The sequence below is a fragment of the Pseudomonas sp. TE21394 genome, from assembly GCF_054057835.1.
The window spans coordinates 562,309-586,018 of the sequence record NZ_JBSRZR010000001.1 but is presented as its reverse complement, the minus strand read 5'-3'; the positions used below and the strand labels follow the sequence as shown (position 1 = coordinate 586,018).

General features: G+C 64.5%; 22 protein-coding genes and 1 pseudogene. 17 read left to right on the top strand and 6 right to left on the bottom strand.

Annotated features, from left to right (window positions below):
* The first annotated feature begins 111 nt into the window (after positions 1–111).
* From cobO to ACVWZT_RS02585, 15 genes and pseudogenes are all read left to right on the top strand, one after another.
* The gene (cobO, locus tag ACVWZT_RS02655) at positions 112–723 is read left to right on the top strand and encodes a cob(I)yrinic acid a,c-diamide adenosyltransferase (RefSeq protein WP_296233724.1); all 612 of its coding nucleotides are present in this window, start codon (positions 112–114) and stop codon (positions 721–723) included.
* The gene (locus ACVWZT_RS02650) at positions 720–2,015 is read left to right on the top strand and encodes a cobyrinate a,c-diamide synthase (RefSeq protein ID WP_457468037.1); all 1,296 of its coding nucleotides are present in this window, start codon (positions 720–722) and stop codon (positions 2,013–2,015) included. The genes cobO and ACVWZT_RS02650 overlap by 4 nt, the downstream gene beginning before the upstream one ends.
* The gene (gene bluB, locus ACVWZT_RS02645) at positions 2,012–2,662 is read left to right on the top strand and encodes a 5,6-dimethylbenzimidazole synthase (protein ID WP_457468035.1); all 651 of its coding nucleotides are present in this window, start codon (positions 2,012–2,014) and stop codon (positions 2,660–2,662) included. Before ACVWZT_RS02650 ends, bluB begins: the two co-directional genes overlap by 4 nt.
* Positions 2,659–3,567 carry an adenosylcobinamide-phosphate synthase CbiB gene (cbiB, locus tag ACVWZT_RS02640; RefSeq protein WP_457468033.1) on the top strand — a complete coding sequence of 303 codons (909 nt, stop codon included), beginning with the start codon at positions 2,659–2,661 and terminating at the stop codon, positions 3,565–3,567. The genes bluB and cbiB overlap by 4 nt, the downstream gene beginning before the upstream one ends.
* A complete protein-coding gene (gene cobD / locus ACVWZT_RS02635) occupies positions 3,560–4,552 on the top strand; it encodes a threonine-phosphate decarboxylase CobD (protein WP_296233728.1) in 993 nt (330 codons plus the stop codon). Before cbiB ends, cobD begins: the two co-directional genes overlap by 8 nt.
* On the top strand, positions 4,549–6,003 hold the full coding sequence (locus tag ACVWZT_RS02630; protein ID WP_457468031.1) for a cobyric acid synthase: 1,455 nt from the start codon (positions 4,549–4,551) through the stop codon (positions 6,001–6,003). The genes cobD and ACVWZT_RS02630 overlap by 4 nt, the downstream gene beginning before the upstream one ends.
* A gap of 1 nt (position 6,004) precedes the next feature.
* Positions 6,005–6,526, top strand: coding sequence for a bifunctional adenosylcobinamide kinase/adenosylcobinamide-phosphate guanylyltransferase (cobU, locus tag ACVWZT_RS02625; protein ID WP_296233731.1), 522 nt, complete (start codon positions 6,005–6,007; stop codon positions 6,524–6,526).
* Complete coding sequence (cobT, locus tag ACVWZT_RS02620) at positions 6,523–7,578, top strand: nicotinate-nucleotide--dimethylbenzimidazole phosphoribosyltransferase (protein WP_457468029.1); 1,056 nt, start codon at positions 6,523–6,525, stop codon at positions 7,576–7,578. The genes cobU and cobT overlap by 4 nt, the downstream gene beginning before the upstream one ends.
* On the top strand, positions 7,575–8,141 hold the full coding sequence (gene cobC, locus ACVWZT_RS02615; RefSeq protein ID WP_296233733.1) for an alpha-ribazole phosphatase family protein: 567 nt from the start codon (positions 7,575–7,577) through the stop codon (positions 8,139–8,141). Before cobT ends, cobC begins: the two co-directional genes overlap by 4 nt.
* Before the next feature lies 1 nt (position 8,142).
* Positions 8,143–8,865: an adenosylcobinamide-GDP ribazoletransferase gene (locus ACVWZT_RS02610; RefSeq protein ID WP_457468027.1), complete on the top strand. Its 723-nt coding sequence runs from the start codon at positions 8,143–8,145 to the stop codon at positions 8,863–8,865.
* A gap of 199 nt (positions 8,866–9,064) precedes the next feature.
* Positions 9,065–10,164: pseudogene (locus ACVWZT_RS02605) on the top strand (glycoside hydrolase family 5 protein).
* A gap of 61 nt (positions 10,165–10,225) precedes the next feature.
* Complete coding sequence (locus ACVWZT_RS02600; protein ID WP_296233735.1) at positions 10,226–10,630, top strand: MarR family winged helix-turn-helix transcriptional regulator; 405 nt, start codon at positions 10,226–10,228, stop codon at positions 10,628–10,630.
* Positions 10,631–10,693: 63 nt separating this feature from the next.
* Complete coding sequence (locus ACVWZT_RS02595) at positions 10,694–11,896, top strand: MFS transporter (protein ID WP_414707202.1); 1,203 nt, start codon at positions 10,694–10,696, stop codon at positions 11,894–11,896.
* A complete protein-coding gene (locus ACVWZT_RS02590) occupies positions 11,893–12,015 on the top strand; it encodes a hypothetical protein (protein ID WP_296233736.1) in 123 nt (40 codons plus the stop codon). The genes ACVWZT_RS02595 and ACVWZT_RS02590 overlap by 4 nt, the downstream gene beginning before the upstream one ends.
* A gap of 46 nt (positions 12,016–12,061) precedes the next feature.
* Complete coding sequence (locus tag ACVWZT_RS02585; protein ID WP_457468023.1) at positions 12,062–12,613, top strand: glutathione peroxidase; 552 nt, start codon at positions 12,062–12,064, stop codon at positions 12,611–12,613.
* Between the two features lie 118 nt (positions 12,614–12,731).
* On the opposite strand, the gene ACVWZT_RS02580 is transcribed toward ACVWZT_RS02585, so the two are convergent.
* Positions 12,732–12,992 (bottom strand): DUF2798 domain-containing protein, encoded by a 261-nt coding sequence (locus ACVWZT_RS02580; protein WP_457468021.1) that lies wholly within the window; start codon positions 12,990–12,992, stop codon positions 12,732–12,734.
* Positions 12,993–13,106: 114 nt separating this feature from the next.
* Between ACVWZT_RS02580 and ACVWZT_RS02575 the strand changes: the two genes are divergently transcribed.
* The gene (locus tag ACVWZT_RS02575; protein ID WP_457468019.1) at positions 13,107–14,036 is read left to right on the top strand and encodes a LysR family transcriptional regulator; all 930 of its coding nucleotides are present in this window, start codon (positions 13,107–13,109) and stop codon (positions 14,034–14,036) included.
* A 42-nt stretch (positions 14,037–14,078) separates the two neighbouring features.
* Here ACVWZT_RS02575 and ACVWZT_RS02570 read toward each other — a convergent pair whose 3' ends face one another.
* The 3 genes from ACVWZT_RS02570 to ACVWZT_RS02560 form a co-directional block, all read right to left on the bottom strand.
* Entirely contained in the window at positions 14,079–15,359 is a 1,281-nt protein-coding gene (locus ACVWZT_RS02570) for an OmpP1/FadL family transporter (RefSeq protein ID WP_296233740.1), read from the bottom strand.
* Between the two features lie 147 nt (positions 15,360–15,506).
* Entirely contained in the window at positions 15,507–15,989 is a 483-nt protein-coding gene (locus ACVWZT_RS02565; protein WP_296233741.1) for a hypothetical protein, read from the bottom strand.
* 249 nt (positions 15,990–16,238) lie between these two features.
* Complete coding sequence (locus ACVWZT_RS02560; RefSeq protein WP_225776701.1) at positions 16,239–16,463, bottom strand: hypothetical protein; 225 nt, start codon at positions 16,461–16,463, stop codon at positions 16,239–16,241.
* Positions 16,464–17,574: 1,111 nt separating this feature from the next.
* Here ACVWZT_RS02560 and rmuC point away from each other — a divergent pair.
* The gene (gene rmuC, locus ACVWZT_RS02555) at positions 17,575–18,948 is read left to right on the top strand and encodes a DNA recombination protein RmuC (RefSeq protein WP_457472004.1); all 1,374 of its coding nucleotides are present in this window, start codon (positions 17,575–17,577) and stop codon (positions 18,946–18,948) included.
* Here rmuC and ACVWZT_RS02550 read toward each other — a convergent pair.
* Together ACVWZT_RS02550 and ACVWZT_RS02545 are read right to left on the bottom strand one after the other, a co-directional pair.
* On the bottom strand, positions 18,920–22,396 hold the full coding sequence (locus ACVWZT_RS02550) for a hybrid sensor histidine kinase/response regulator (protein ID WP_296233742.1): 3,477 nt from the start codon (positions 22,394–22,396) through the stop codon (positions 18,920–18,922). The genes rmuC and ACVWZT_RS02550 overlap by 29 nt on opposite strands.
* 113 nt (positions 22,397–22,509) lie before the next feature.
* Positions 22,510–23,688: an MFS transporter gene (locus ACVWZT_RS02545; protein ID WP_457468016.1), complete on the bottom strand. Its 1,179-nt coding sequence runs from the start codon at positions 23,686–23,688 to the stop codon at positions 22,510–22,512.
* Between the last annotated feature and the right edge of the window lie 22 nt (positions 23,689–23,710).

The window sequence follows — 23,710 nt, the reverse complement described above, 5'->3', positions numbered from 1 at the left end:
GGTGATGCGCGGTGCACCGTGGCTCGCGGCCATGGCCTCTGCGCGTTCTCCGTCTGCCCGCCTATTACCTGTCGTCGCGCGTTGCCGTGGCGCCAGCCAGCGGAGAACCTGATGAGCGAGTCCACCGAACGCGACGAACGTCACTTGGCGCGCATGCAGCGCAAGAAAGCGATCATCGACGAACGCATCGCCAATTCCCCCAACGAATGCGGCCTGCTGCTGGTGCTGACCGGCAATGGCAAGGGCAAGAGCAGCTCGGCCTTTGGCATGCTCGCGCGCGCCCTGGGGCATGGCATGCAGTGCGGTGTGGTGCAGTTCATCAAGGGCCGCAACAGCACCGGCGAAGAGCTGTTCTTCCGTCGCTTTCCGGAGCAGGTGCGCTACCACGTGATGGGCGAGGGCTTTACCTGGGAAACCCAGGACCGCCAGCGCGACATTGCCGCCGCACAAGCGGCCTGGGCCGTGTCGCGCCAGTTGCTGCAGGACCCGGGCGTCCAGTTCGTGGTGCTGGATGAGCTGAACATCGCCCTCAAGCATGGCTACCTCGACCTTGACCAGGTGCTATCCGACATCCAGGCGCGCCCACCGATGCAGCATGTGATCGTCACGGGCCGCGCCGCCAAACCTGAAATGATCGAACTGGCCGACACCGTGACCGAGATGGGCATGCTCAAGCACGCGTTCCAGGCCGGTATCCGTGCACAGAAGGGCGTCGAACTGTGAGCCAGCCCCGTCATTGCCCCGCCGTATTGATCGCGGCACCGGCCTCCGGCCAAGGCAAGACCACCGTTACCGCCGCCCTGGCCCGCCTGCACCGCAACCGCGGGCGCAAGGTGCGGGTGTTCAAGTGCGGGCCTGACTTTCTCGACCCGATGATCCTCGAACGGGCCAGTGGTACGCCGGTGTACCAGCTCGACCTGTGGATGATCGGCGTCGAGGAAAGCCGCCGTTTGCTCTGGGACGCTGCCGGCGAGGCCGACCTGATCCTGATCGAAGGGGTAATGGGGTTGTTCGACGGTACCCCGTCCAGCGCCGACCTGGCCCGCCATTTCGGCGTACCGGTACTGGCGGTGATCGACGGCACGGCCATGGCGCAGACCTTCGGTGCCCTGGCCCTGGGCCTGGCGCGCTACCAGCCCGACCTGCCGTTCGCCGGCGTGCTGGCCAACCGGGTGGGCAGCCTGCGCCATGCTCAACTGCTGGAAGGTAGCCTGAGCGAAGGGCTGCGCTGGTATGGTGGTTTGTCCCGCGAGCGCGGCATCGAGCTGCCCAGCCGTCACCTGGGGCTGGTGCAGGCCAGCGAACTGAACGACCTGGATGCACGCCTGGACGCCGCCGCCGAGGCACTCGGTGCGAGCTGCGACGCCGCCTTGCCACCGCCGGTGGCGTTTGCCGAGCCTGTACCACAACCCCGCGCCACGCCGCTGGCCGGTGTGCGTATCGGCGTGGCACGGGACGAGGCGTTCGCCTTCATCTATGGTGCCAATCTTGACCTGTTGCGCACGCTTGGCGCGCACCTGGAGTTCTTCTCGCCATTGCATGACCGCGCATTGCCAGCGGTGGATAGCCTGTACCTGCCCGGTGGCTATCCTGAGCTGCACCACCACGCCCTCGCCGCCAATGCGCCGATGAACGAAGCGATCCGGGCTCATCACGCCCAGGGCAAGCCCTTGCTGGCCGAGTGCGGCGGCATGCTGTACCTGCTCGATGCCTTGACCGACGTAGCCGGCGCGCGGGCCGAGCTGCTCGGCCTGCTGCCAGGCGAGGCGACCCTGCAAAAGCGCTTGGCAGCCTTGGCGTTGCAGGCCGTGGAGCTGCCGGAGGGCACCTTGCGTGGGCACACCTATCACCACTCGTTGACCACTACCGCGCTGGAGCCGATTGCCCGTGGCCTGAGCCCCAACGGTGGGCGTGGCAACGAAGCGGTGTACCGCCTGGGGCGGCTGACGGCTTCCTACGTGCATTTCTACTTTCCCTCCAATCCGGATGCGGTGGCGGCGCTGTTGCGACCATGAGCGAACACGCCTACAGCGATGCCGAGCGCGCCGCGATCTACCGCGCCATCGGCGAGCGCCGGGACATGCGCCATTTCGCCGCTGGCGAGGTGGCTCCGGAGCTGCTCGGCCGCCTGCTGGCAGCTGCGCACCAGGCGCCCAGCGTCGGCCTGATGCAACCCTGGCGATTCATTCGTATCAGCCGGCGTGACCTGCGCGCGCAGATCCAGGCGCTGGTGGAAGCCGAACGGGTGCGCACTGCCGAGGCCCTGGGCGAACGCTCCGACGCCTTCATGAAGCTGAAGGTGGAAGGTATCAACGACTGCGCCGAATTGCTGGTGGCCGCGCTGATGGACAACCGCGAACCCCATATCTTTGGCCGCCGCACGCTGCCGGAAATGGACCTGGCCTCGCTGGCCTGCGCTATTCAGAACCTGTGGCTGGCGGCCCGTTGCGAAGGGCTGGGCCTGGGCTGGGTGTCGCTGTTCGACCCGCAGGCCTTGGCCAGGCTGCTGGGCATGCCGGCTGGAGCCAAGCCGGTCGCGATACTGTGCCTGGGCCCGGTCACCGAGTTCTACCCGGCACCAATGCTGGTGCTGGAAAACTGGGCTGAGGAACGGCCCTTGAGCGAAATGCTGTTCGAGAACCAATGGGGAGAGCGCCAATGAGCGTGGCCTTGCTGACCGTGGCCGGGGTGGCGCTGGATGCCCTGCTGGGTGAACCGCAGCGGCGCCACCCGCTGGTGGCTTTTGGCAACCTGGCCGGCAACCTCGAGCGCCGCCTGAATGCCGGTGGGCGCGGCTGGCGCAGCCACGGTGTGAGCGCGTGGTTCCTGGCGGTGGTTCCGTTGACCCTGGTGGCCCTGATCCTGTCCTGGTTGCCGTACATCGGCTGGCTGGTCGACGTGCTGGCGCTGTACTGCGCCGTCGGCCTGCGCAGCCTGGGCGAGCACGTGTTGCCCGTCGCCAATGCCTTGCGCCAGGGCGATCTGGAAGAGGCGCGGCGCCGCGTGGGTTTCCTGGTCAGCCGCGAAACCCGCGAGCTGGACGAGCCCGCCGTGGCCCGGGCGGCCACCGAGTCGGTGCTGGAAAACGGTAGTGATGCAGTGTTCGCCGCACTGTTCTGGTTCGTCGTGGCCGGCGCGCCGGGCGTGGTGCTGTATCGCCTGAGCAACACGCTCGACGCCATGTGGGGCTATCGCAACGAACGCTTCGAACGCTTCGGCTGGTGCGCGGCACGTGTCGACGACGTGCTCAACTATCTCCCCGCCAGGCTGGTGGCGCTGACCTATGCGCTGCTTGGCAGGACCCGCCTGGCCCTGGCCTGCTGGCGCCAGCAAGGCCCGCTGTGGGACAGCCCCAACGCCGGTCCGGTGATGGCCGCTGGTGCGGGCGCGCTGGGGGTGGAACTGGGGGGCGCGGCGGTGTACCACGGTGAGCTGCATGAGCGACCGCGCCTGGGGCAAGGGCCAATGGCCGATGCCGAGGCCATCGAGCGTGGCTGGGGGCTGGTGCAGCGCGGTGTGTGGCTGTGGTTGCTGGTGATCTGCCTGGGGGCTTACATCAATGCTTGAACATGGTGGCCGCCTGCTGCGTGCGGTCCGGCAATACGGTATCGCCCGGGAACAGTGGCTGGACCTGTCCAGCGGCATTGCGCCGTGGTCTTTTCCGATCCCGCCGATTCCGCTGGAGGCCTGGGCTCGCCTGCCGGAAACCGAGGACGGCCTGGAGCAGGCTGCGCGCGCCTATTATGGCGCCCGCCAATTGCTGCCGGTAGCCGGTTCGCAGGCCGCGATCCAGGCCCTGCCGTTGCTCCGTACAGCGTGTCGTGTGGGCGTGCTCGCACCGTGCTATGCCGAGCACCCGTACGCCTGGCAACGGGCTGGGCACCAACTGCTGGAGCTGGACGAAGCCAAGGTCGAGGCGACGCTGGACAGCCTCGACGTGCTGGTGCTGGTCAACCCGAACAACCCGACCGGCTGCCGGGTGCCGCCTGAACGCCTGCTGCAGTGGCACGCGCGCCTGGCTGCCCGCGGTGGCTGGCTGCTGGTCGACGAAGCGTTCATGGACAACACCCCGGCCGACAGCGTAGTCGGCGATGCCGAGCGCCCGGGCCTTATCGTGTTGCGCTCGTTCGGCAAGTTCTTCGGCCTGGCCGGCGTGCGCCTGGGCTTCGTCGCCGCCGAACGCAGCCTGCTGCTGCGCCTGGCCGAGTTGCTCGGCCCGTGGACTGTCAACGGCCCGACCCGGGTACTGGCCCAGGCCAGCCTTGCCGACCATGCCAGCCAACGCATGCAGGTTGAACGCTGCGCCGCCGCCAGCCAGCGGCTGGCCGTGCTGCTGGAGCGCGCCGGCCTGGCGCCCAGCGGCGGTTGCGAGCTGTTCCAGTACGTGCGCTGCGAGCGCGCATCGCAACTGCACGATTTTCTCGCCCGCCGTGGCATCCTGGTACGCCTGTTCGAGCAGCCATCGGCGCTACGCCTGGGGCTGCCTGCCTGTGAAGCAGATGAACTGCGCCTGGCCCAGGCCCTGGCGGCCTATCAGAAGGAAATGGCATGACCACCCTCATGGTGCAAGGCACCACCTCCGACGCAGGCAAGAGCACGCTGGTGACTGCGCTGTGCCGCTGGCTGTTGCGCCAGGGTGTCGGCGTGGTGCCATTCAAGCCGCAGAACATGGCCCTGAACAGCGCGGTGACCGCAGATGGCGGGGAAATCGGCCGGGCTCAGGCAGTACAGGCCCAGGCCTGCCGGCTGCAACCGCACACCGACATGAACCCGGTGCTGCTCAAGCCCAACAGTGATACCGGCGCCCAGGTGATCATTCATGGTCGCGCCGTCACCAGCATGAACGCGGTGGCCTATCACGACTACAAGGCCGTCGCCATGCAGGCGGTGCTGGCTTCGCACCAGCGCCTGAGCGCTGCCTGGCCGATGGTCATGGTCGAGGGCGCGGGTTCGCCGGCGGAAATCAACCTGCGAGCCGGCGACATTGCCAACATGGGCTTTGCCGAAGCGGTGGACTGCCCGGTGATCCTGGTCGCCGACATCAACCGCGGCGGCGTGTTTGCCCACCTGGTGGGCACGCTGGAGTTGCTGTCGCCCAGCGAGCAGGCGCGGGTCAAGGGCTTCGTCATCAACCGCTTCCGTGGCGACATTGCCTTGCTGCAGCCAGGGCTGGACTGGCTGGAACAGCGCACCGGCAAACCGGTGCTGGGTGTGCTGCCCTATGTCAGCGATCTGCACCTGGAAGCCGAGGACGGCATCGATGCACGCCAGGGAGCCAAGGCCGGGCGCGTGCTCAAGGTAATCGTCCCGGTGCTGCCACGCATCAGCAACCACACCGACTTCGACCCGCTGCGCCTGCACCCGCAGGTGGACCTGCAGTTCATCGGCCCGGGCCAGGCGATCCCGGCTGCCGACCTGATCATCCTGCCGGGCTCGAAAAGCGTGCGCGGCGACCTGGCGCAGCTACGCGAACGCGGCTGGGACAAGGCCATCGCACGGCACCTGCGCTATGGAGGCAAGCTGATCGGAATCTGCGGCGGCCTGCAGATGCTTGGCCGCGAAGTGCATGACCCGCTCGGTCTCGAAGGTGCTGCCGGCTCGAGCCCCGGGCTTGGCCTGTTCGATTACGCCACGGTGCTCGAAGCCGACAAGCAGCTGCGCAACATTGCCGGCACGCTGACGCTTGAAGCCGTCCCGGTTGCCGGTTATGAAATTCACGCCGGCGTCACCAGTGGGCCGGCACTGGAGCAGCCTGCCGTGCAGTTGGCCGATGGCCGTTGCGATGGTGCCATCAGTACCGATGGCCAGGTGCTTGCCACCTACCTGCACGGCCTGTTCGAAAGTAGCCAGTCGTGCGCTGCGCTGCTGCGCTGGGCTGGCTTGGAGGACGTGCAGAGCATCGATTACCAGGCCCTGCGCGAACGCGACATCGAACGCCTGGCCGACCTGGTGGAAAAGCACCTGGACACTGCGCGCCTGCGCCAGCTTTGTGGGGTCGCCTGACATGCTCAACCTGATCCTCGGCGGTGCCCGCTCTGGCAAGAGTCGCCTGGCCGAACAGCTGGCCAGCGCCAGTGGCCTGCCGGTGACCTACATCGCCACCAGCCAGCCGCTGGACGGTGAAATGAATGCCCGCGTGCGATTGCATCGTCAGCGCCGCCCCGCAGACTGGGGCCTGATCGAAGAGCCCCTGGCCCTGGCTGCCGTGCTGCGCGCTGAAGCGGCCGAAGGGCGCTGCCTGCTGGTGGATTGCCTGACCCTGTGGCTGACCAACCTGCTGATGCTCGAAGACGACCAGCGCCTGGCCGAGGAGCGTGATGCGCTGCTGGCCTGCCTGGAGCAGTTGCCGGGTACAGTCATCTTGGTCAGTAACGAGACCGGCCTGGGCGTCGTGCCCATGGGCGAGCTGACCCGGCGCTATGTCGACCTGGCCGGCTGGTTGCACCAGGCCGTCGCCGAACGCTGCCAGCGCGTGGTGCTGACGGTGGCTGGCCTGCCTTTAATGCTCAAAGGACCTGCACTATGACTCAAGCCTGGTGGCGTGACGCCTGCCAACCCCTCGACAACGCCGCCATGGAGCAGGCCCGCGCCCGTCAGCAGCAGTTGACCAAACCCGCCGGTTCACTCGGCCAGCTGGAAAGCCTGGCCATCCAGCTGGCTGGCCTGCAGGGGCGTGAAAAGCCAAACCTGGATCAGCTTGCCATCAGCCTGTTTGCCGGCGACCACGGCGTAGTCGAAGAGGGCATCTCGGCCTACCCGCAAGCGGTGACCGGACAGATGCTGCGCAACTTCGTCGGCGGCGGCGCGGCAATCAGCGTGCTGGCGCGCCAGCTTCAGGCCAGCCTGGAAGTGGTCGACCTGGGTACCATCGACCCGCATCTGCAGCTGCCTGGCGTGCGCCATCTGTGCCTGGGCGCTGGCACCGCCAACTTCGCCCGCCAGCCAGCGATGACGGATGACCAGTTGCAGGCCGCACTGCAAGCCGGCCGCGACAGCGCCCTGCGCGCTGCCGACCAGGGCGCACAGCTGTTTATTGGCGGCGAGATGGGTATTGGCAACACCACCTCCGCCGCAGCCCTGGCCAGCGTGCTGCTGGGCTGCCCGGCCATCGAGCTGAGCGGCCCGGGCACCGGCCTGGATGACGCCGGTGTGCGGCACAAGGCCGAGGTCATCGAGCGGGCGCTGCGCCTGCATCGCCTGCGCGCCGAAGCGCCATTGCAGGCGCTGGGTTGTGTAGGCGGCTTCGAGATCGCCGCGTTGGCGGGGGCCTACCTGGGCTGCGCGCAGGCGGGTATCGCGGTGCTGGTGGACGGTTTCATCTGCAGCGTTGCCGCGCTGCTGGCGGTGCGCCTGAACCCGCAGTGCCGGGCCTGGCTGCTGTTCGCCCACCAGGGCGCGGAGCCTGGGCACAAGACGGTGCTGGCGGCCTTGCAGGCCGAACCGTTGCTGGCTTTGGGCCTGCGCCTGGGCGAGGGCAGTGGTGCGGCTTTGGCGGTGCCGTTGTTGCGCCTGGCCTGTGCCCTGCACGGGCAGATGGCGACCTTTGCCGAAGCAGCAGTGGCGGACCGCCCGGCATGATCCTCGACCTGCTGCGCCATGGTGAAACAGTGCACGGCGGCTTGCGTGGGAGCCTCGATGATGCCCTGACCGACAAAGGCTGGGCGCAGATGCGCGATGCCGTGGCCGAAGCCGGCCCGTGGCAGGTGCTGGTCAGTTCGCCGCTGCAGCGGTGTGCACGTTTTGCCGATGAACTGGGTGCACGCCTGAACTTGCCGGTGCAGCTTGAGCCGGCCCTGCAGGAGCTGCATTTCGGTGATTGGGAAGGCCGCAGCGCGGCGCAGATCATGGAACACCAGGCGGATGCACTGGGGCGCTTCTGGGCAGACCCGTACGGGTTTACCCCGCCCAATGGCGAGCCGGTGGCGGCGTTTGCCGAGCGTGTATTGGCGGCTGTCGAGCGGCTCAGCCTCGAGCATGCCGGCAAGCGTGTGTTGCTGATCACCCATGGCGGCGTGATGCGGCTGTTGCTGGCCCGTGCCCGTGGCTTGCCAAAGGCCCAGTTGCTGCAGGTAGAGGTCGGCCACGCTGCATTGATGCGGCTGGTGCCGGGTGATAACGGCCACTGGATCGAAGGGCGCTGAAATGTTGCCGTTCTGGATTGCCTTGCAATTTCTCAGCAGCTTGCCGGTGCGCCTGCCGGGCATGCCCGCAGCAGCCGACATGGGGCGCTCGCTGCTGTGCTATCCGCTGGTGGGGTTGCTGTTCGGTCTGTTGCTGTGGCTGGTCAGCCATTGGCTGCAGGGGGGCCCGGCGCCGCTACATGCAGCGTTGCTGCTGGCGTTGTGGGTGCTGCTCAGCGGTGCCTTGCACCTCGATGGGCTGGCGGACAGTGCCGACGCCTGGCTGGGCGGTTTCGGCGACCGCGAACGCACCCTGCAGATCATGAAAGATCCGCGTAGCGGGCCGATTGCCGTGGTCACCCTGATTCTGGTGCTGTTGCTGAAGTTCTGTGCCTTGTGGGTGCTGGTTGAGCAGGGTACCGGGGCGCAGTTGCTGCTGGCACCGCTGATCGGGCGGGCGGCGATGCTCGGGCTGTTCCTGAGTACACCCTACGTGCGCCCAGGCGGTCTGGGACAGGCGCTGGCCGAGCATCTGCCCCGCGCTGCGGCCGGTTGGGTGCTGTTGGCTTGTGCACTGTTCTGTCTGGCCCTGGGTGGGTGGATCGTGGTGCTGGCGCTGGCCGTTTTCGGCGGGTTGCGGCAACTGATGTGGCGGCGCCTCGGTGGAACCACCGGCGATACCGCAGGGGCACTGCTGGAGCTGCTCGAACTGGCCGTAGTGCTGGGATTGGCGTTGGGCCTGTAATTTGCGCGTAAGGCGTTTCTGTAGGCCCTTTCTGGTCTGAAGGTGGCGGTAACCTCCCGAAAAAGCTTGGCAGACGCCGCTATCGTTCGCAGGCGTATGCTCTGCCTTGCGCAAACGTGCGAGGAGGGGTCGCATGCGTCACGTCATACTTGGGATAGTATTGTTGGTCGTCGGGCCTGTTGTTACCGCTGCGGATCTCATTGCGTTCTGGAACACCCCGCGCCACGGTGGCAACAGCTTCAACCGGCTACCCCCTGACCAAGCTTACTTCGATGCCTTGCGCGGCTATGGCGCGACCTGGGTGCGGCTGTCCTACGACAAGTGGCAACCGGCAAGGCGTGACTTCCTGCTTGGCGATGCCGATGCCTATCAAGGCCTGCCGGCTGCTGACCTGGCCACGCTGCGCGCCACGCTCGACCGTGCCCATCTGGCCGGGCTCAAGGTGGTCATCACACCACTCTCGCTACCCGGCATGCGCTGGTCGCAAAACAACCAGGGCCGGTTCGACGACCGCCTCTGGCAGGACAAGCGCTACTGGCTGCAGGCTGCCGCCTTCTGGCGTGACTTGGCCCGCGAGTTGAAGAGCCATCCCGCCATCGCGGCGTACAACCTGGTCAACGAACCCGCTCCAGAGAAGCACGGTGGCCTGGCCGAGCATGCCGACGCCGGGCAAATGCAGCAGTGGTATGCGCGGGCGCAGGGTAGCGCGCGTGATTTGCCGGCACTGTATCAACAACTGATAGCGGCCATTCGTGAGGAAGACGCCGAGACGCCGGTCATGCTCGATGCCGGTTGGTTTGCTGCCGCCGACGCCTTTGCCTACTGGCCAGCTCCCTTGGGCGACCGGCGGCTGCTGTACAGCGTGCACATGTACGAGCCATACGCAGTCACCAGTGCGCCGAACATGACGCGCAAGCGCCCCTTGGCTTACCCCGGCCCGGCACCGTTCGCAGGGCAAACCCAACAGTGGGACGGCCAGCGGGTGGCACGCTACCTGCGCCAACCGCTCGACTGGGCCGAAACCATGAAGGTGCCGCGTGAGCGCCTGGTGGTGGCTGAGTTTGGCTGCATGCGTAGGTTGCCCGGGTGCCGGCAATACCTGGAAGACGTGCTCGGCGTGCTGGAGCGCAATCGCTTGCACTGGGCGTTCTACAGTTTTCGGGAAGACAACTGGGATGGCATGGACTACGAACTGGGCTCAACCAAGGTGCCATGGCGCTACTGGGCGCACCGGACCCGCTGCCGCGCAAGGCCACTGCGGAATTCGAACCGATCCGCAAGCGCTTGAAGCCGGATTGAGTTCGCCGGTAGACCACGAAATATGTTGCAACGCCCAGTATGCGGGTATATACACGTATCCATGCTGACCAGTGAATGTATTTGTACCCATCTGCGTCGCGCCGCCCGTGGGGTGAGCCGGCATTACGACGAGGCCCTCGCCGGCTTCGGAGTGAATGTTGCGCAGTTTTCCCTGTTGCGCCACCTGCAACGGCTCGACCGTCCCAGTATCACCACCTTGGCCGAGGCCATGGGCCTGGAGCGCAGTACCTTGGGCCGCAACCTGCGAGTGCTGGAGGCCGAAGGGCTGGTAGCCCTGGCTGATGGCGATGACCAGCGCAACCGCGTTGTGTTGTTGACCGATGCCGCTACGCAACTGCTACAGGCTGCCCATCCGGCCTGGGAACGAGCCCAGGCCGGACTGGTGGAGCGCTTGGGAGCGGGGCAGCGGGATGAACTGGTGCGGCTGCTGGGCCTGCTGGCTTGAACTGATGCGACCTTAAGCGGGTATATACCCGTAAAACCTTGCGATGTGCTGGAGATAACGACAATGACTTCGGTGTGGCGAACCAGCGGGTGGGTGTTGTTGGGGGCGGCGTTGATCCTGGCGCTGTCCTTGGGTGTGCGGCATGGCTTCGGCCTGTTCCTGGCGCCGATGAGCGCCGACTTCGGTTGGGGGCGTGAGGTGTTCGCCTTTGCCATCGCCCTGCAGAACCTGATCTGGGGCTTGGCACAGCCCTTTGCCGGTGCGCTGGCCGACCGCCTCGGCGCGGCGCGGGTGGTGATCATCGGTGGCATCCTCTACGCCGCGGGCCTGATCCTGATGGGCATGGCCGACTCGGCCTGGTCGCTGTCGCTGAGTGCCGGCCTGCTGATCGGCATCGGCCTGTCCGGCACTTCGTTCTCGGTCATCCTCGGTGTCGTCGGGCGCGCCGTGCCGGCAGACAAGCGCAGCTTGGCCATGGGTATTGCCAGTGCCGCCGGCTCGTTCGGCCAGTTCGCCATGCTGCCGGGTACCCTCGGCCTGATCCAGTGGCTGGGCTGGTCTCTGGCGCTGCTGGTGCTGGGCCTGCTGGTTGCACTGATCGTGCCCTTCGTCGGCTTGCTGCGTGACCGCCCGTTGCCCAGCCATGGCACGGAACAGACCTTGGGCCAGGCCTTGCACGAAGCCTGTTCGCATACCGGCTTCTGGTTGCTGGCCCTGGGCTTTTTCGTCTGCGGTTTCCAGGTGGTGTTCATCGGTGTGCACCTGCCGGCCTACCTGGTAGACCAGCATCTGCCCGCGAGCACCGGGACCACGGTGTTGGCGCTGGTCGGCCTGTTCAACATCGTCGGTACTTTCACCGCAGGCTGGCTCGGCGGGCGCATGTCCAAACCGCGTCTGCTGACCGGGCTGTACCTGCTGCGTGCGGTGGTCATCGTGCTGTTCCTGTGGGCGCCGGTGAGCGCGTTCAGTGCCTATCTGTTCGGCATCGCCATGGGCTTGTTGTGGCTTTCCACGGTGCCGCTTACCAACGGTACCGTGGCCACGCTTTTCGGTGTGCGCAACCTGTCCATGCTTGGCGGTATCGTTTTCTTGTTCCACCAGCTGGGTGCGTTTCTCGGGGGCTGGCTGGGCGGGGTGGTGTATGACCGCACCGGCAGCTACGACTTGGTCTGGCAGGTTTCCATCCTGCTCAGCCTGCTGGCCGCCGCCCTCAGCTGGCCCGTGCGCGAGCGCCCGGTCGCACGCCTCCAGGCCCAGGCCGCATGAACCGCTACCTGGCCCGTGGGCTGTTGGCCGTTGCCGCGTTGTTGCTGCTGGCGTTGGTCTGGTGGGGCTGGCACGAGGGCGGGATGGCGTTGATGCAACTGGGCATGAGTGTTTGTTAGGCGCTACCCTGCAAGCTCAAGGATTGGTTTGCAGGAGAAACGAACCATGCGTGCACATTGCTTGACGGTACCGTTACTGGCCCTGCTTGCCAGCGCCTCGAGTTGGGCTGCCGATTGCCCGGCCTTGCTGCAGGGCAGCCTGCCAGAGTTGCGCGGCAAGGGGCAGGTCGACCTGTGCCAGCGTTTTGCCGGCAAGCCGCTGGTGGTGGTCAATACGGCCAGCTATTGCGGCTTCGCGCCGCAGTTCGAAGGCCTGGAGGCGACGTACAAGGCGTATCACCAACAAGGCCTGGAAATGCTTGGCGTGCCCTCCAACGATTTCAAGCAGGAAGATGCCGATAGCGAGAACACGGCCAAGGTCTGTTATGCCAACTATGGGGTCACCTTCACCATGACCAAGGCGCAGCCGGTGCGGGGCAAGGATGCGATTCCGCTGTTCGCAGAACTGGCCAGCCAGAGCAGTGCGCCGAAGTGGAATTTCTACAAGTATGTTGTCGACCGCAAGGGCAAGGTGATAGGCAATTTCTCCAGCCTGACCAAGCCGGATGATCCGGAATTCCGGGCCGCCATTGAAAAGGCTATCGCCTCGCAGCCGTAATGTAGCCGCGCTTGCATGCGCGCGGGCTTTTGCTTCCAGGTGCGCGATAGCCTCTGGCTGAAAGCGAATCAGCGCTGGTTTGTATTGCCAGCAGGTAGCGTGGCGGGTTACGGGTTATTCACTTCGCATGCACCGTGATCGCCACTAACCGCACCACCAACGGCCTGACCATCAATACGCAAACGAACGCCACCGGCATCGCCAATTGATAAGCCTTCAATACATTACTCAGGTAATCCGGGGTTATCCCGGCATTGGCCGCCGTAATCACGAAGCACATCAACAGCGCCATGATCGACGACATGTAAAAGGCAAAAACGTAGGGCGTGGCGCCCGGGTGCAATTTTCGTCGGCTGCGCGCCAGCGACAGGTTACTCATGCGAACTCCTGAAAGGTAGGTGGAGGCACAGGTTAGCAACGCACCTGGCTGCAACTGTAGACCAGCCAAAGTGAGTTCTTTATAAAGAGATTCTTACGAATCCAAGAGCCAAGCATGGATCTGCTCAATGCCATCCGCAGCTTCATCAAGGTGGTCGAAGCCGGCAGCATCGCCGCCGGCGCTCGCAACCTGGGCCTGAGCCCGGCTGCGGTCAGCCAGAACCTGGCACGCCTGGAAAGCCACCTTCAGGTGCGCCTGCTCAGCCGCACTACCCGCAGCATGGCGCTGACCCCCGCCGGAACTCAGTACTATGAGCGCGTCCGGCACGTCGAACGCGACCTGGCCCTGGCCGAGCAAGCCATTACTACCCCCGACAGCGAGCCCCAGGGACGTTTGTGCATTGCCTCGACCTCCGCCTTCGGCCGCCACGTGCTGGCGCCGCTGATACCCGCGTTCAGTGCCCGCTACCCCCTGTTATCGATAGAACTGGTAACGACTGATCGTCGGGTCAATCATGCGCGGGAAGACGTGGATGTAAGCCTGCGCATTACGCCGCAGCTGGAAGACCACATCCTGGCCCGGCACATTGCCCGTATACCGTTCGTTTGTTGTGCCTCGCCCGGTTACCTGCGTAGCGCCGGCGTGCCGGCCACACCCGAAGCCTTGCGTGATCACCGGTGCCTGGTGTTCCGCTACCCCGTGGATGGACGTTTCCTGCGCTGGGGGTTCATGCGTGACGGGCTACGTTTCGAGGCTGAGTTCGGTAGCGTATTGATCAGCGATGACATCGATGCCCTGACCCAGATGGCACTGCACAATGGTGGCATCACCCGCTTGGCCGAGTTCATCGTACGGCCGCACCTGGCCTCTGGCGCGCTGGTACCGTTGTTCGAATACCGCGACAGCGGCCAGGCCTATGCCCAGACTGAGCCGATGGATATCTACCTGTGCCTGGCCGACCGTTTTGCCATGACCGCAAAAGTCCGCGTGTTCATGGACTACCTGCGAGAATGCCTGGGTGACAGCTGGCAATCGCAGGCATGAAAAAACCGCCACCAGGGCGGTTTTTCATGTGGCGCATACGAATCAGAAGCGGTAGGTGAGGGATGCACCAATACCGTGTGCACTGTTCTCGTACTTGGCCTGGTAGGTGCCTTTCAGCGCCTGCTGTGTCGGCGAGCCCGACACGTTGTTGACCTTGGTATCCTCTTCCCACAGGTACGAGTAGGCCACATCGATGGTCATGTCGTCGTTCGGGCTCCAGCCGGCACCAAAGCTGACCGCTTTACGATCGCCAGTCGGAATGCGTGGCGAGCGATCGTGGTTGTTGGTAGGCGACTGGTCGACCGAGAAACCTGCGCGCAGGGTCCACTCCTTGTTCACCTTGTAGGATGCACCAATGGCGTGGGCCCAGGTGTCATGCCAGTTCTGCTCTTCGGTGATGGTTTGCAGCGGGTAGGCCGATGGTGCGTCGTTCTTGACGATGATGCTTTCCAGGCGGCTCCAGCGCGTCCAGGTGCTACCTGCGTACAGCGTCCAGTGGTCATCCAGTTCATGGGTGATCGAGAAGTCCACCGACTCCGGGGTTTTGACCTTCAGACTGGCGTCGAACCTGCCGCTGAGGCCAAGCTGTGGAATCGGGTAGGAAACACGGGTGTTGCCTTCAAGCTCGTAGTCGACCATCGAGTGGTAGGTCAGGCCCAGGCGGGTACGGTCGGTAGCCTGCACCAGAACACCGATGTTGTAGCCGACCGCGGTGTCGTCGCCCTTGATCTTCACCTCGCCATCCGGGCCGTTGGGGCCCAGCAGGGCCTTGCTGCTCAGGTTGGAGCCGAGTTCACCCTTGATGCGGTTGATGGTCGGGCCAAAACCGATCGATACCTTGTCGTTGAAGGCATAGCTGATGGTTGGCTGGAAGGTGACGACCTCGACCTTGCTCTTCTTGCCCCAGTAGCGCGCCGCGTCACCGCTGCCGTAGTCGGTGATCAGACCGAATGGCACGTAAACGCCGAAGCCCACGCTCCAGTGTTCATCGAGCGGTTTGACGTAGTAGCCCATTGGTACGCCCACGAGCGGGACCATGTCGCCATCGGTTTCCCCCCCGAAATTGCTACCACGGCCCGAAATATCAGTCTTGGCAATGACGGCTGCGCCACCCACGGTGACCTGTTCGCGCTTCAGGCGCGACATGCCGGCAGGGTTGCCGTACACCGTACTGGCATCTTCGGCAGAAGAGGAACGCCCTGCAAAACCGGTTCCCATGCCGCTGATGCTTTGTTCGTTCAGCGCGAACCCGGCGGCCAGCAACTGGCTCGAAGCAAGAGCAACGGCAATGCCGAGGGAGGTTTTGAGCATTACTTTTTTCATTATTAGAAAACTCCTTGGGATCTCCGGGGCGAAACGCTACCAACAAATCACGCGTCGCGCTATAGCCTCGATCGAGGGAGATAGAGCGGTTTTGTAGGACAATCCGACCAAAGTTCCCTTTTTTTCGGGAATCTTGTAGGAGGAGTCTTAAGATGCCTGCGGCAATTTCTGATTTATGCAGGTGTGCCAAGCGTGGGTGAAATCGCGCAGGCGGCCTTGTGGGTTGAAAACCTGGCGCCAGATTCGCGCCTGCGCCAGCAGGTCATCGGCGGCAGGCAAGGGGGCGGCCTGCGCTTCGACCAGCATCCAGGCAATGGCGGTGGAATAACGCAGGTTGACCGCAAGTTCCAGGTGCGGGCCGCCGAGGAAGGCGTGCTGGCTGGCGAGGCCGCGGACCAGGCTGGCCAGGTCGGGATCGCGGGCCAGGTAATCGTCCCACAGCGCTTGATGACGATGTTCGCCGATGCGGTACAAGCCATGTCCGCGCCGGTCGTGCAGGGCCGAGCCCAAGGCCGACTGGCTGGCGGCGATGCCCAGCAGCAAGGCTTCGGCGCTGGCGCTATGACGATTCAGGTAGACCAGGGTGGGTCGGATCACATACTGACACAATTCATTCGCCGCGATACCCATGATGCCCTCGACCAGTTAAGGGCCGGACGGGCGCTGGAGCTTGGCAGCTAGTTAATGATCAGGCCCGCCGGAAGCGGCAAGCACCGCTCGAGTTGAAGTGTAGTGTGATAATGGTCGTGTAAAAGGCTGTTTTTAAATCGATTGCTGCCTGACGTACCGGGCTATATGCCTTACGGCAATTACGCCGGCATCGTTCAGGCAGGCTTGCGATGGGATGATTCAGCGCTTGAATGCCGCCGTATTCATCGTTCACGCGGTGAGCGACTGACGGGTGCGGTCGATGACCGCTTGCAGCGGTTCACTGCGGCTGTACTGCTCGGGGTACAGGCGCTCGGTGTGGCAGGCGACGCCATGTTCGTCTACCAAGGTAAAGCTGAAACTGCCCTTGCGGGGGGCAACGATCAGGCACTTCAGCGGCGAGAAGGCCTGGGAAAGGGTGCCAATGGCAGCCTGAATTTGATGATGGGTTTGCATATTGTTGGAGGTTCCTGCTTTAAACACGGGGGTTATGATCCGTGCATGATAGAAACGTTCCAGTGACGCCTTTATTAAGGGACGAACGAACCTGACTGGAACAGGGCAGCCAGAGGGGGCGCAATCAAAAAGTGGGCGCTTGGGCTGACTGGTAGGTACTTCAGAGGGCAGGCAGCACGCCGGGGCCAAGGTTCTAGGCCGTCGAGGTGGGATCCTGATCAATCTGTCACGTGATTCGTGCTTGGGCAGCTAAGGCTGGCGAGTGAATCATCGAATGGGCCGGTCCAGGTTTCAGCAGCTCACACTTGGGCGGTGTGGGTCTGCAAGGACGCTTGAGGCCAGAATTGACTTTCAGCTTGGTACTAACGAGGCGCACCTTACCGGAAACGCAGGCGCTTGGCAAGCATCACAGGCTTGTTCAGGTGAGCCGCGCAGTATGGCGCTTATTTTCCATGCCTGGAAGGGGGGCCAGATGACCCGGAACCGATCTGATGTCCTGTCCCTGCACCCAAATGAGGGTTCCAGGGTGGACTTGTTCACACTCGCAACGGCGCTTGTAACGGCTTGGCAACAGGCTGCGATGCGCTCGCCAATGCCTTGACTGGGCGGTTAAGTCAATGAAAAAAAACACTATTTTCAGCTGGTGAAAAAATCGTCAGTTTGACCGAAAGCCCCGATCTGCGGGGGTTTGCGGGGTATGGGAGGGGGTTGTCCACCGAGTTATCCACAGGAACTGTGGATTGTCCGAAGCGCTTGCTCTAGCACGGGCGTGCCAGCAAGGTAATGAACTGTTCGACAATCGCCAGGCTCCAACAGGGCCTCGATCCATTCACTTGAAAACGTCAAGAAAAGATCGCTGAAAACTTTTTGCAATGTTGTGGAAAATGCCCCATCTGGACGCAGCAAGAGGGGGTGGCCCTCTGCTGTTGCGTAATCCGCGCCGCAAGCGTTTGCTGATAAGCTGCGCAGCAATCATCCAGGATCATTCGGGGTAAGCATGGCAGTGGATCTGGCCAGCGTTCTGCTGGGCTTGGTGGCGGGGGCCTTGCCCTGTCTGGGGTGGATCATGCAGCTACAGCGCCGCCAGGCGGCGCGGCAGGCCGAGCAGGCCTTGCTCGAAGAACGCCTTGGCGCCGCCCTGTTGGCCCAGACTGGCTTGCAGGCGCAGCTGGACGCCAGCCGCGACGAGATCAGCGATCTAAGTGAAGCCAACTCGGTCAAGCAGGCCCAACTGGCGGCCCAGAGTCGCGAGCTGGAATTGCTCCAGATCGACCGCGACAACGCTCGCGATGCTGCCCATGCGTGGAGCCTCGAGCGCGCCAGCCGCGAAGCCGAACTGCGCCGTCTGGAGGCCCAGACTGCGCGCCTGGAGGCCGAATTGCGCGAACAGCAGGAAAGCCACCAACAGCGTCTGGAAGACTTGCAGGAAGCCCGCGACACCTTGCGTGCACAGTTTGCCGACATGGCCACCAAGATCTTCGATGAGCGCGAACAGCGCTTCGCTCAGACCAGCCAGCAGCACCTGGGCCAGTTGCTCGACCCACTCAAGGAGCGGATTCAGGCCTTCGAAAAACGCGTGGAGGAAAGCTACCAGCAGGAGGCCCGTGAACGCTTCTCGCTGGGCAAGGAGCTGGAGCGCCTGCAGCAGCTGAACATGCGCCTGTCCGATGAAGCCACCAACCTGACCCAGGCGCTGAAGGGCCAGAAGACCCAGGGCAACTGGGGTGAGCTCATTCTTGAACGGGTGCTGGAGCATGCCGGCCTGGAAAAGGGCCGCGAGTACCAGACCCAGGTCAGCCTGAAGAGCGCCGACGGCGAGCGCTTCCAGCCTGACGTGCTGATCATGCTGCCCGGCGACAAGCAGGTGGTGGTGGATGCCAAGGTCAGCCTCACGGCCTACCAGCAGTTCGTGGCCGGCAATGACGAGGCTGCGCTCAAGCAGCATGTGCAGTCGCTGCGCAGCCACGTCAAAGGCTTGTCGAGCAAGGATTACAAGCGCCTCGAAGGCTTGCACAGTCTGGATTTCGTGCTGCTGTTCGTGCCGATCGAGGCGGCCTTCTCGGCGGCCTTGCAGGCCGAGCCGAACCTGTTCCAGGAAGCCTTCGACCGGCATATCGTGATCGTCAGCCCGACTACCTTGCTCGCCACCCTGCGGGTGATCGACAGCCTGTGGAAGCAGGAGCGCCAAGGCCAGAACGCCCGCGAAATTGCCGAACGTGCCGGCTGGCTGTACGACAAGTTCGTGTTGTTCATTCAGGACCTGGACGAGCTGGGCAGCCGCCTGCAGCAGGTGGACAAGGCCTATGCCGCCGCGCGCAACAAACTGTGCGAAGGGCGCGGCAATCTGGTCAGCCGCAGCGAACAGCTGAAACTGCTAGGTGCCCGCGCCAGCAAGAGCCTGCCGGCCGACTTGCTGGAGCGGGCATTGTCCGACGAAGCGATGCCCGAGGAAGTGCTTACTGAACCAGGCTCAGATGGCGATTGAGCAGGGCGCGCAAGGCCGCCGGCTTGACCGGCTTGGCCAGGTAGTCCAGGCCCGAAGCATGCACCATCGCGAGGGTTTCCTTGCTGCCGTCGGCGCTGATCACCACGCCCGGCACCGGCTCGCCAAGGCGCGCGCGTAGCCAGCCCATCAGCCCGATACCGGTCTCGCCGTCGTCCAGGTGGTAGTCCACCAGCGCCAGGTGCGGGCGCATGCCCTTGGCCAGCAGGGCTTCGCATTCGGCCTGGTTGCGCGCGGTCCACACCTGGCACCCCCAACGGCTGAGCAGGCTGTTCATGCCGATCAGGATGCTGTCTTCGTTGTCCACGCACAGCACCTGCAGCCCCGCCAGTGGCTGACCGGCCTGTTCCACCGGGGTGCTGGCCGCCGGCGCCGCCTGACGGGCAATCGGTACGCTGACGCGGAACACCGTACCCTGGCCCGGCCACGAGCGTACTTCCAGCCTGTGGCCCAGCACCCGACACAGCCCGTCGGCGATCGCCAGGCCAAGGCCCAGGCCTTTCTCGGCTCGGGTCTGGTGGCTGTCCAGGCGCTTGAACTCCTGGAAGATCACCTGCAGCTTGTCGTCAGCGATGCCTGGGCCGCGGTCCCACACTTCCAGCCACAGCCGTTCGCCCTGGCGTCGTACCCCCAGCAGGATCGGGCTCTTGCCATAACGCAGGGCGTTGGTCAGGAAGTTCTGCAGCACCCGGCGCAGCAGCTTCATGTCGCTCTCCACCCGCAGGCGACTGCCGCGCAGGCGGAATTCCAGGCCTTTTTCGGCGGCCAGCAGCTTGAACTCGGCGCCCAGGGTGTCGAACAGTTCGTTGAGGGCGAAGGGCTTGGGGTCCGGGGTGATCTTGCCGTTTTCCAGGCGCGAGATGTCCAGCAGGTCGCTGATCAACTCTTCGGCCGAGCGCAGCGAGCTGTCCATATGCTGCACCAGTTGCCGGGCCTCTTCGTTCATGCCTTCGGCCTGCTGCGACAGGGCCGCGGAGAACAGCCGCGCCGCGTTCAGCGGTTGCATCAGGTCATGGCTGACCGCGGCCAGGAAGCGGGTCTTCGACTGGCTCACGGCTTCGGCATGGCTCTTGGCTTCGGACAATGCCTGGTTGAGTTGCGACAGTTCGTGGGTGCGTTCGGCAACCCGTTGCTCCAGGCTTTCGTTGGCGTCACGCAGGGCCTGCTCGGCCTCGCGGAACGGCGTGATGTCGGTGAAGCTCATGACGAAGCCGCCGCCCGGCATCGGGTTGCCGATCAGCTCGATCACCCGGCCATTGGGGAACAAACGCTCCGAGGAATGCGCGCGGCCCTGACGCATCCAGTGTAGCCGGCGCGCTACGTGCACTTGCGCTTCGCCCGGGCCGCACAGGCCGCGTTCGGCGTTATAGCGGATGATATCGGCAATCGGCCGGCCTACGCTGATCAGCCCGTCGGGGTAGTTGAACAGCTCCAGGTAACGGCGATTCCAGGCCACCAGGTGCAGGTTCTGGTCAACCACGCTGATGCCCTGGTTGATGTTCTCGATGGCACCTTGCAGCAGGGCGCGGTTGAACTGCAGCACCTCACTGGCTTCGTCGGCGATGCGCACCACGTCTTCCAGCTGCATGTCGCGGCCTTCGATGGCGGCCTTGACCACCGCGCGTGTCGATGAGGTGCCGAGCACCCCGGCCAGCAAGCGTTCGGTGTGTTCGATCCAGTCACCGTCGGCGTTCTGGTTGGGGTTGAAGCCCTTGCCCTGGCGGTAGGCGAAGCGGATGAAGCTTTGCCGCGCGCGCTCTTCGCCGACAAAGCGCGAGGCCAGGGTCAGCAGGTCGTCGATCTGCACCGCCAGCAGCGGCTTGCTGCTGGGACGGGCACTGGTCTGCTGGCCGATGAAGCGGCCGGCCTGCCAATGCTCGGAAACCCGCGTGCGCGACAGCACCGAGACCCAGGCGAAGAGGGTGAAGTTGCCCGCCAGCGACAGCACCACGCCTTGGGTCAGCGGGCTGATCGGCAGGTTCAACGGGTTGCCGTGCAGCCACGCCAGCCCCGGAAACAGTTGCAGTGACCAACCCACACTGTGCGCGGCAATCGGCAGCACCAGGGTATAGAACCAGAGGAAGATGCCCGCCGCCAGGCCGGCGAACACGCCGCGGCGGTTGGCCTGCTTCCAGTACAGTGCGCCGAGCATGGCCGGGGTCAACTGGGTCACGGCGGCGAAGGCGATCTGGCCGATGGTCGCCAGGCTGGCGGTGGAGCCGAGCAGGCGGTAGCTGACGTAGGCCAGCAGCAGGATCACCACGATGGTCACCCGGCGTACCGACAGCATCCAGTGGCGGAACGCCTCGAACGGCCGCTCGGCGTTGGTCCGGCGCAGCAGCCAGGGCAGCAGCATGTCGTTGGAAACCATGGTCGACAGCGCCACGGCCTCGACGATGACCATGCCGGTAGCCGCCGAGGCGCCGCCGATGAACGCCAGCAGGGCCAGGCTCGGGTGGGCCTCGGCCAGTGGCAGGCTGATGACGAACGAGTCTGAAATCACCGTGCCCGGCAGCAACATCTGCCCGGCCAGGGCGATGGGCACCACGAACAGCGCGGCCAGCGCCAGGTACATTGGAAACACCCAGCGCGCCAGGCGCATGTCCTGGGGTTCGATATTCTCCACCACGGTGACGTGGAACTGCCGTGGCAGGCAGATGATTGCCATCATCGCCACGGCGGTCTGTACCACCATCGACGGCCAGTTGATGGTTTCTTGCCAGTAGTCCTGCAAATGGACCGACTGGCGCGCCTGGTTGAACAGGTCGTCGAAGCCGTCATACAGGTTGAAGACGACGAAGATGCCCACGGCCAGGAAGGCCAGCAGCTTGATCAGCGATTCGAAGGCGATCGCCAGGACCATGCCACGGTGGTGTTCGGTCACGTCCAGGCTGCGGGTGCCGAAAACGATGGCGAACAGTGCCAGCACCAGCGACACCACCAGCGCGGTGTCCTGCACACGCGTACCGGTGGCGTCGGCACTGGCGCCGATCAGCAGGTTGACACCCAGCACGATGCCCTTCAGTTGCAAGGCGATGTAGGGCAGTACGCCGACCAGGCAGATCAATGCCACCACGACTGCCAGGGTCTGCGACTTGCCATAGCGTGCGGCGATGAAGTCGGCGATCGAGGTGATGTTCTGCTGTTTGCTTATCAGCACCATCTTCTGCAGCACCCATGGCGCGAAAATCAGCAGCAGCACCGGGCCCAGGTAGATCGGCAGGAACGCCCAGAGCTGTTCGGCGGCCTGGCCGACCGCGCCGAAGAAGGTCCAGCTGGTGCAGTACACCGCCAGCGACAGGCTGTAGACCCAGGCGCGCAGCTTCGGCGGCAACGGCGTGCTGCGGCGGTCGCCGTAGAAGGCGATGGCGAACATGATGGCCATATAGGCCAGGGCGACCACGGCGATCAGCCCGCTGGACAACGACATGAAGACTCCGAAGCAAAAAAGATAACGCGGTCCCGATCAATCAGTCTGGCACGCAGGTGCCGCTTCGTCAGCGCAGACCATGGTCGCAGTGGCAGGTGGTCGCAGGGTGCATTTCAACCTGTGTGAGTACCCAGCCAATAGAACACCCCTGCCAGTATCACCGACAACACCAGCAGGTAGAAGATCGACCCGGGCCACAGATGCACCAGGGCAAATCCCACCATCACCGGCCCCAGCGCCGCGCCCAGGTTGGATAGGTTCTGCGCACCGTAATACACCCCGCGCAAGTGTTCCGGTGCAATCAGGTCGATGAACATGTACTCGGCGGGGATGACGATGATTTCGCCCAGGGTGAACACCAGCATCGCCAGGCACCACATCAGCGTCGACCCGGCCAGGGCAAAGCCCAGCAGCCCGGCAATGAACAGGCTCATCCCGGTCAGCAGCCAGGGCATCAGGCGCTGGCGGCTGATACGTCGGCCGATCAGGTACTGCAAGGCAATCACCGTCACTGCGTTGGTGGTCACCAGATAACCGACCAGGCGTGCTGCCTCGCTCGGGCTGCTGGTCACCACCAGGTACTGCGACAGGTAGGCGGTGAACTGGCCGAACACCACCGCGCTCAATACCCCGCCGAGGGTGAAGCACACCAGCCGACGGTCAGCGGCCAACCCTAGCGCCACCTGACCAAAGCCGGCACCGGGTTTGCTCGGCGCGCGGGCCTGCAGGCCGCGGTCGCCAAGGCGCCAGTAGGCCAGGCTCATGGCCAGGCCAAGCAGGGCAGAAACGATGAACGGCAGGTGGTTGTCCAGCTCCAGCATGGCCACGCCCAGCAGCGGCCCGGCGGCATAGCCGACGTTGCTGAGGGTGTATTTGATGGCGAACACCTCGGCCCGCTCTTGCACTGGCAGCAACGCGCAGAAGCCCGCCTTGGCGGCGATGTCAACCACTGCCAGGGCCAGGTTGATCAGCACCAGGCAGATGAAGAAGAGCATCGCTGCGCGGCTGGCAACGGCACCCACGAATGCCAGCGCGAACAGCAGCGAGCACGCGCTGACCAGCGTGTGGTTGCGCAAGGTATCGACCAGGTGGCCGCCATACAGGCTCAACAGCGAGGCGACAATCAGCGCACCGCCTATCAGCAGGCCGATCTGGCTGATCGGCAGCTGGAAGTTATCGGCCAGATACACCACCAGGTAGGGCAGGGTAAGGGCGCGGGCGACGGTGAGCGTGAAGGTAGTGAGCAGCAGAAGGCGAACGGTGTGCGGGTAGCGTTTGATGGCGGCGAGCATTGCCACGTCCTTGTTGTGCTGG

Excerpts from the sequence above, each read along its gene's own strand:
- cobO (WP_296233724.1), top strand. The coding sequence starts at position 112 with ATGAGCGAGTCCACCGAACGCGACGAACGTCACTTGGCGCGCATGCAG.
- bluB (WP_457468035.1), top strand. The coding sequence starts at position 2,012 with ATGAGCGAACACGCCTACAGCGATGCCGAGCGCGCCGCGATCTACCGC.
- cbiB (WP_457468033.1), top strand. The coding sequence starts at position 2,659 with ATGAGCGTGGCCTTGCTGACCGTGGCCGGGGTGGCGCTGGATGCCCTG.
- cobD (WP_296233728.1), top strand. The coding sequence starts at position 3,560 with ATGCTTGAACATGGTGGCCGCCTGCTGCGTGCGGTCCGGCAATACGGT.
- ACVWZT_RS02630 (WP_457468031.1), top strand. The coding sequence starts at position 4,549 with ATGACCACCCTCATGGTGCAAGGCACCACCTCCGACGCAGGCAAGAGC.
- cobU (WP_296233731.1), top strand. The coding sequence starts at position 6,005 with ATGCTCAACCTGATCCTCGGCGGTGCCCGCTCTGGCAAGAGTCGCCTG.
- cobT (WP_457468029.1), top strand. The coding sequence starts at position 6,523 with ATGACTCAAGCCTGGTGGCGTGACGCCTGCCAACCCCTCGACAACGCC.
- cobC (WP_296233733.1), top strand. The coding sequence starts at position 7,575 with ATGATCCTCGACCTGCTGCGCCATGGTGAAACAGTGCACGGCGGCTTG.
- ACVWZT_RS02610 (WP_457468027.1), top strand. The coding sequence starts at position 8,143 with ATGTTGCCGTTCTGGATTGCCTTGCAATTTCTCAGCAGCTTGCCGGTG.
- ACVWZT_RS02600 (WP_296233735.1), top strand. The coding sequence starts at position 10,226 with ATGCTGACCAGTGAATGTATTTGTACCCATCTGCGTCGCGCCGCCCGT.
- ACVWZT_RS02595 (WP_414707202.1), top strand. The coding sequence starts at position 10,694 with ATGACTTCGGTGTGGCGAACCAGCGGGTGGGTGTTGTTGGGGGCGGCG.
- ACVWZT_RS02590 (WP_296233736.1), top strand. The coding sequence starts at position 11,893 with ATGAACCGCTACCTGGCCCGTGGGCTGTTGGCCGTTGCCGCGTTGTTG.
- ACVWZT_RS02585 (WP_457468023.1), top strand. The coding sequence starts at position 12,062 with ATGCGTGCACATTGCTTGACGGTACCGTTACTGGCCCTGCTTGCCAGC.
- ACVWZT_RS02580 (WP_457468021.1), bottom strand. The coding sequence starts at position 12,992 with ATGAGTAACCTGTCGCTGGCGCGCAGCCGACGAAAATTGCACCCGGGC.
- ACVWZT_RS02575 (WP_457468019.1), top strand. The coding sequence starts at position 13,107 with ATGGATCTGCTCAATGCCATCCGCAGCTTCATCAAGGTGGTCGAAGCC.
- ACVWZT_RS02570 (WP_296233740.1), bottom strand. The coding sequence starts at position 15,359 with ATGAAAAAAGTAATGCTCAAAACCTCCCTCGGCATTGCCGTTGCTCTT.
- ACVWZT_RS02565 (WP_296233741.1), bottom strand. The coding sequence starts at position 15,989 with ATGGGTATCGCGGCGAATGAATTGTGTCAGTATGTGATCCGACCCACC.
- ACVWZT_RS02560 (WP_225776701.1), bottom strand. The coding sequence starts at position 16,463 with ATGCAAACCCATCATCAAATTCAGGCTGCCATTGGCACCCTTTCCCAG.
- ACVWZT_RS02550 (WP_296233742.1), bottom strand. The coding sequence starts at position 22,396 with ATGTCGTTGTCCAGCGGGCTGATCGCCGTGGTCGCCCTGGCCTATATG.
- ACVWZT_RS02545 (WP_457468016.1), bottom strand. The coding sequence starts at position 23,688 with ATGCTCGCCGCCATCAAACGCTACCCGCACACCGTTCGCCTTCTGCTG.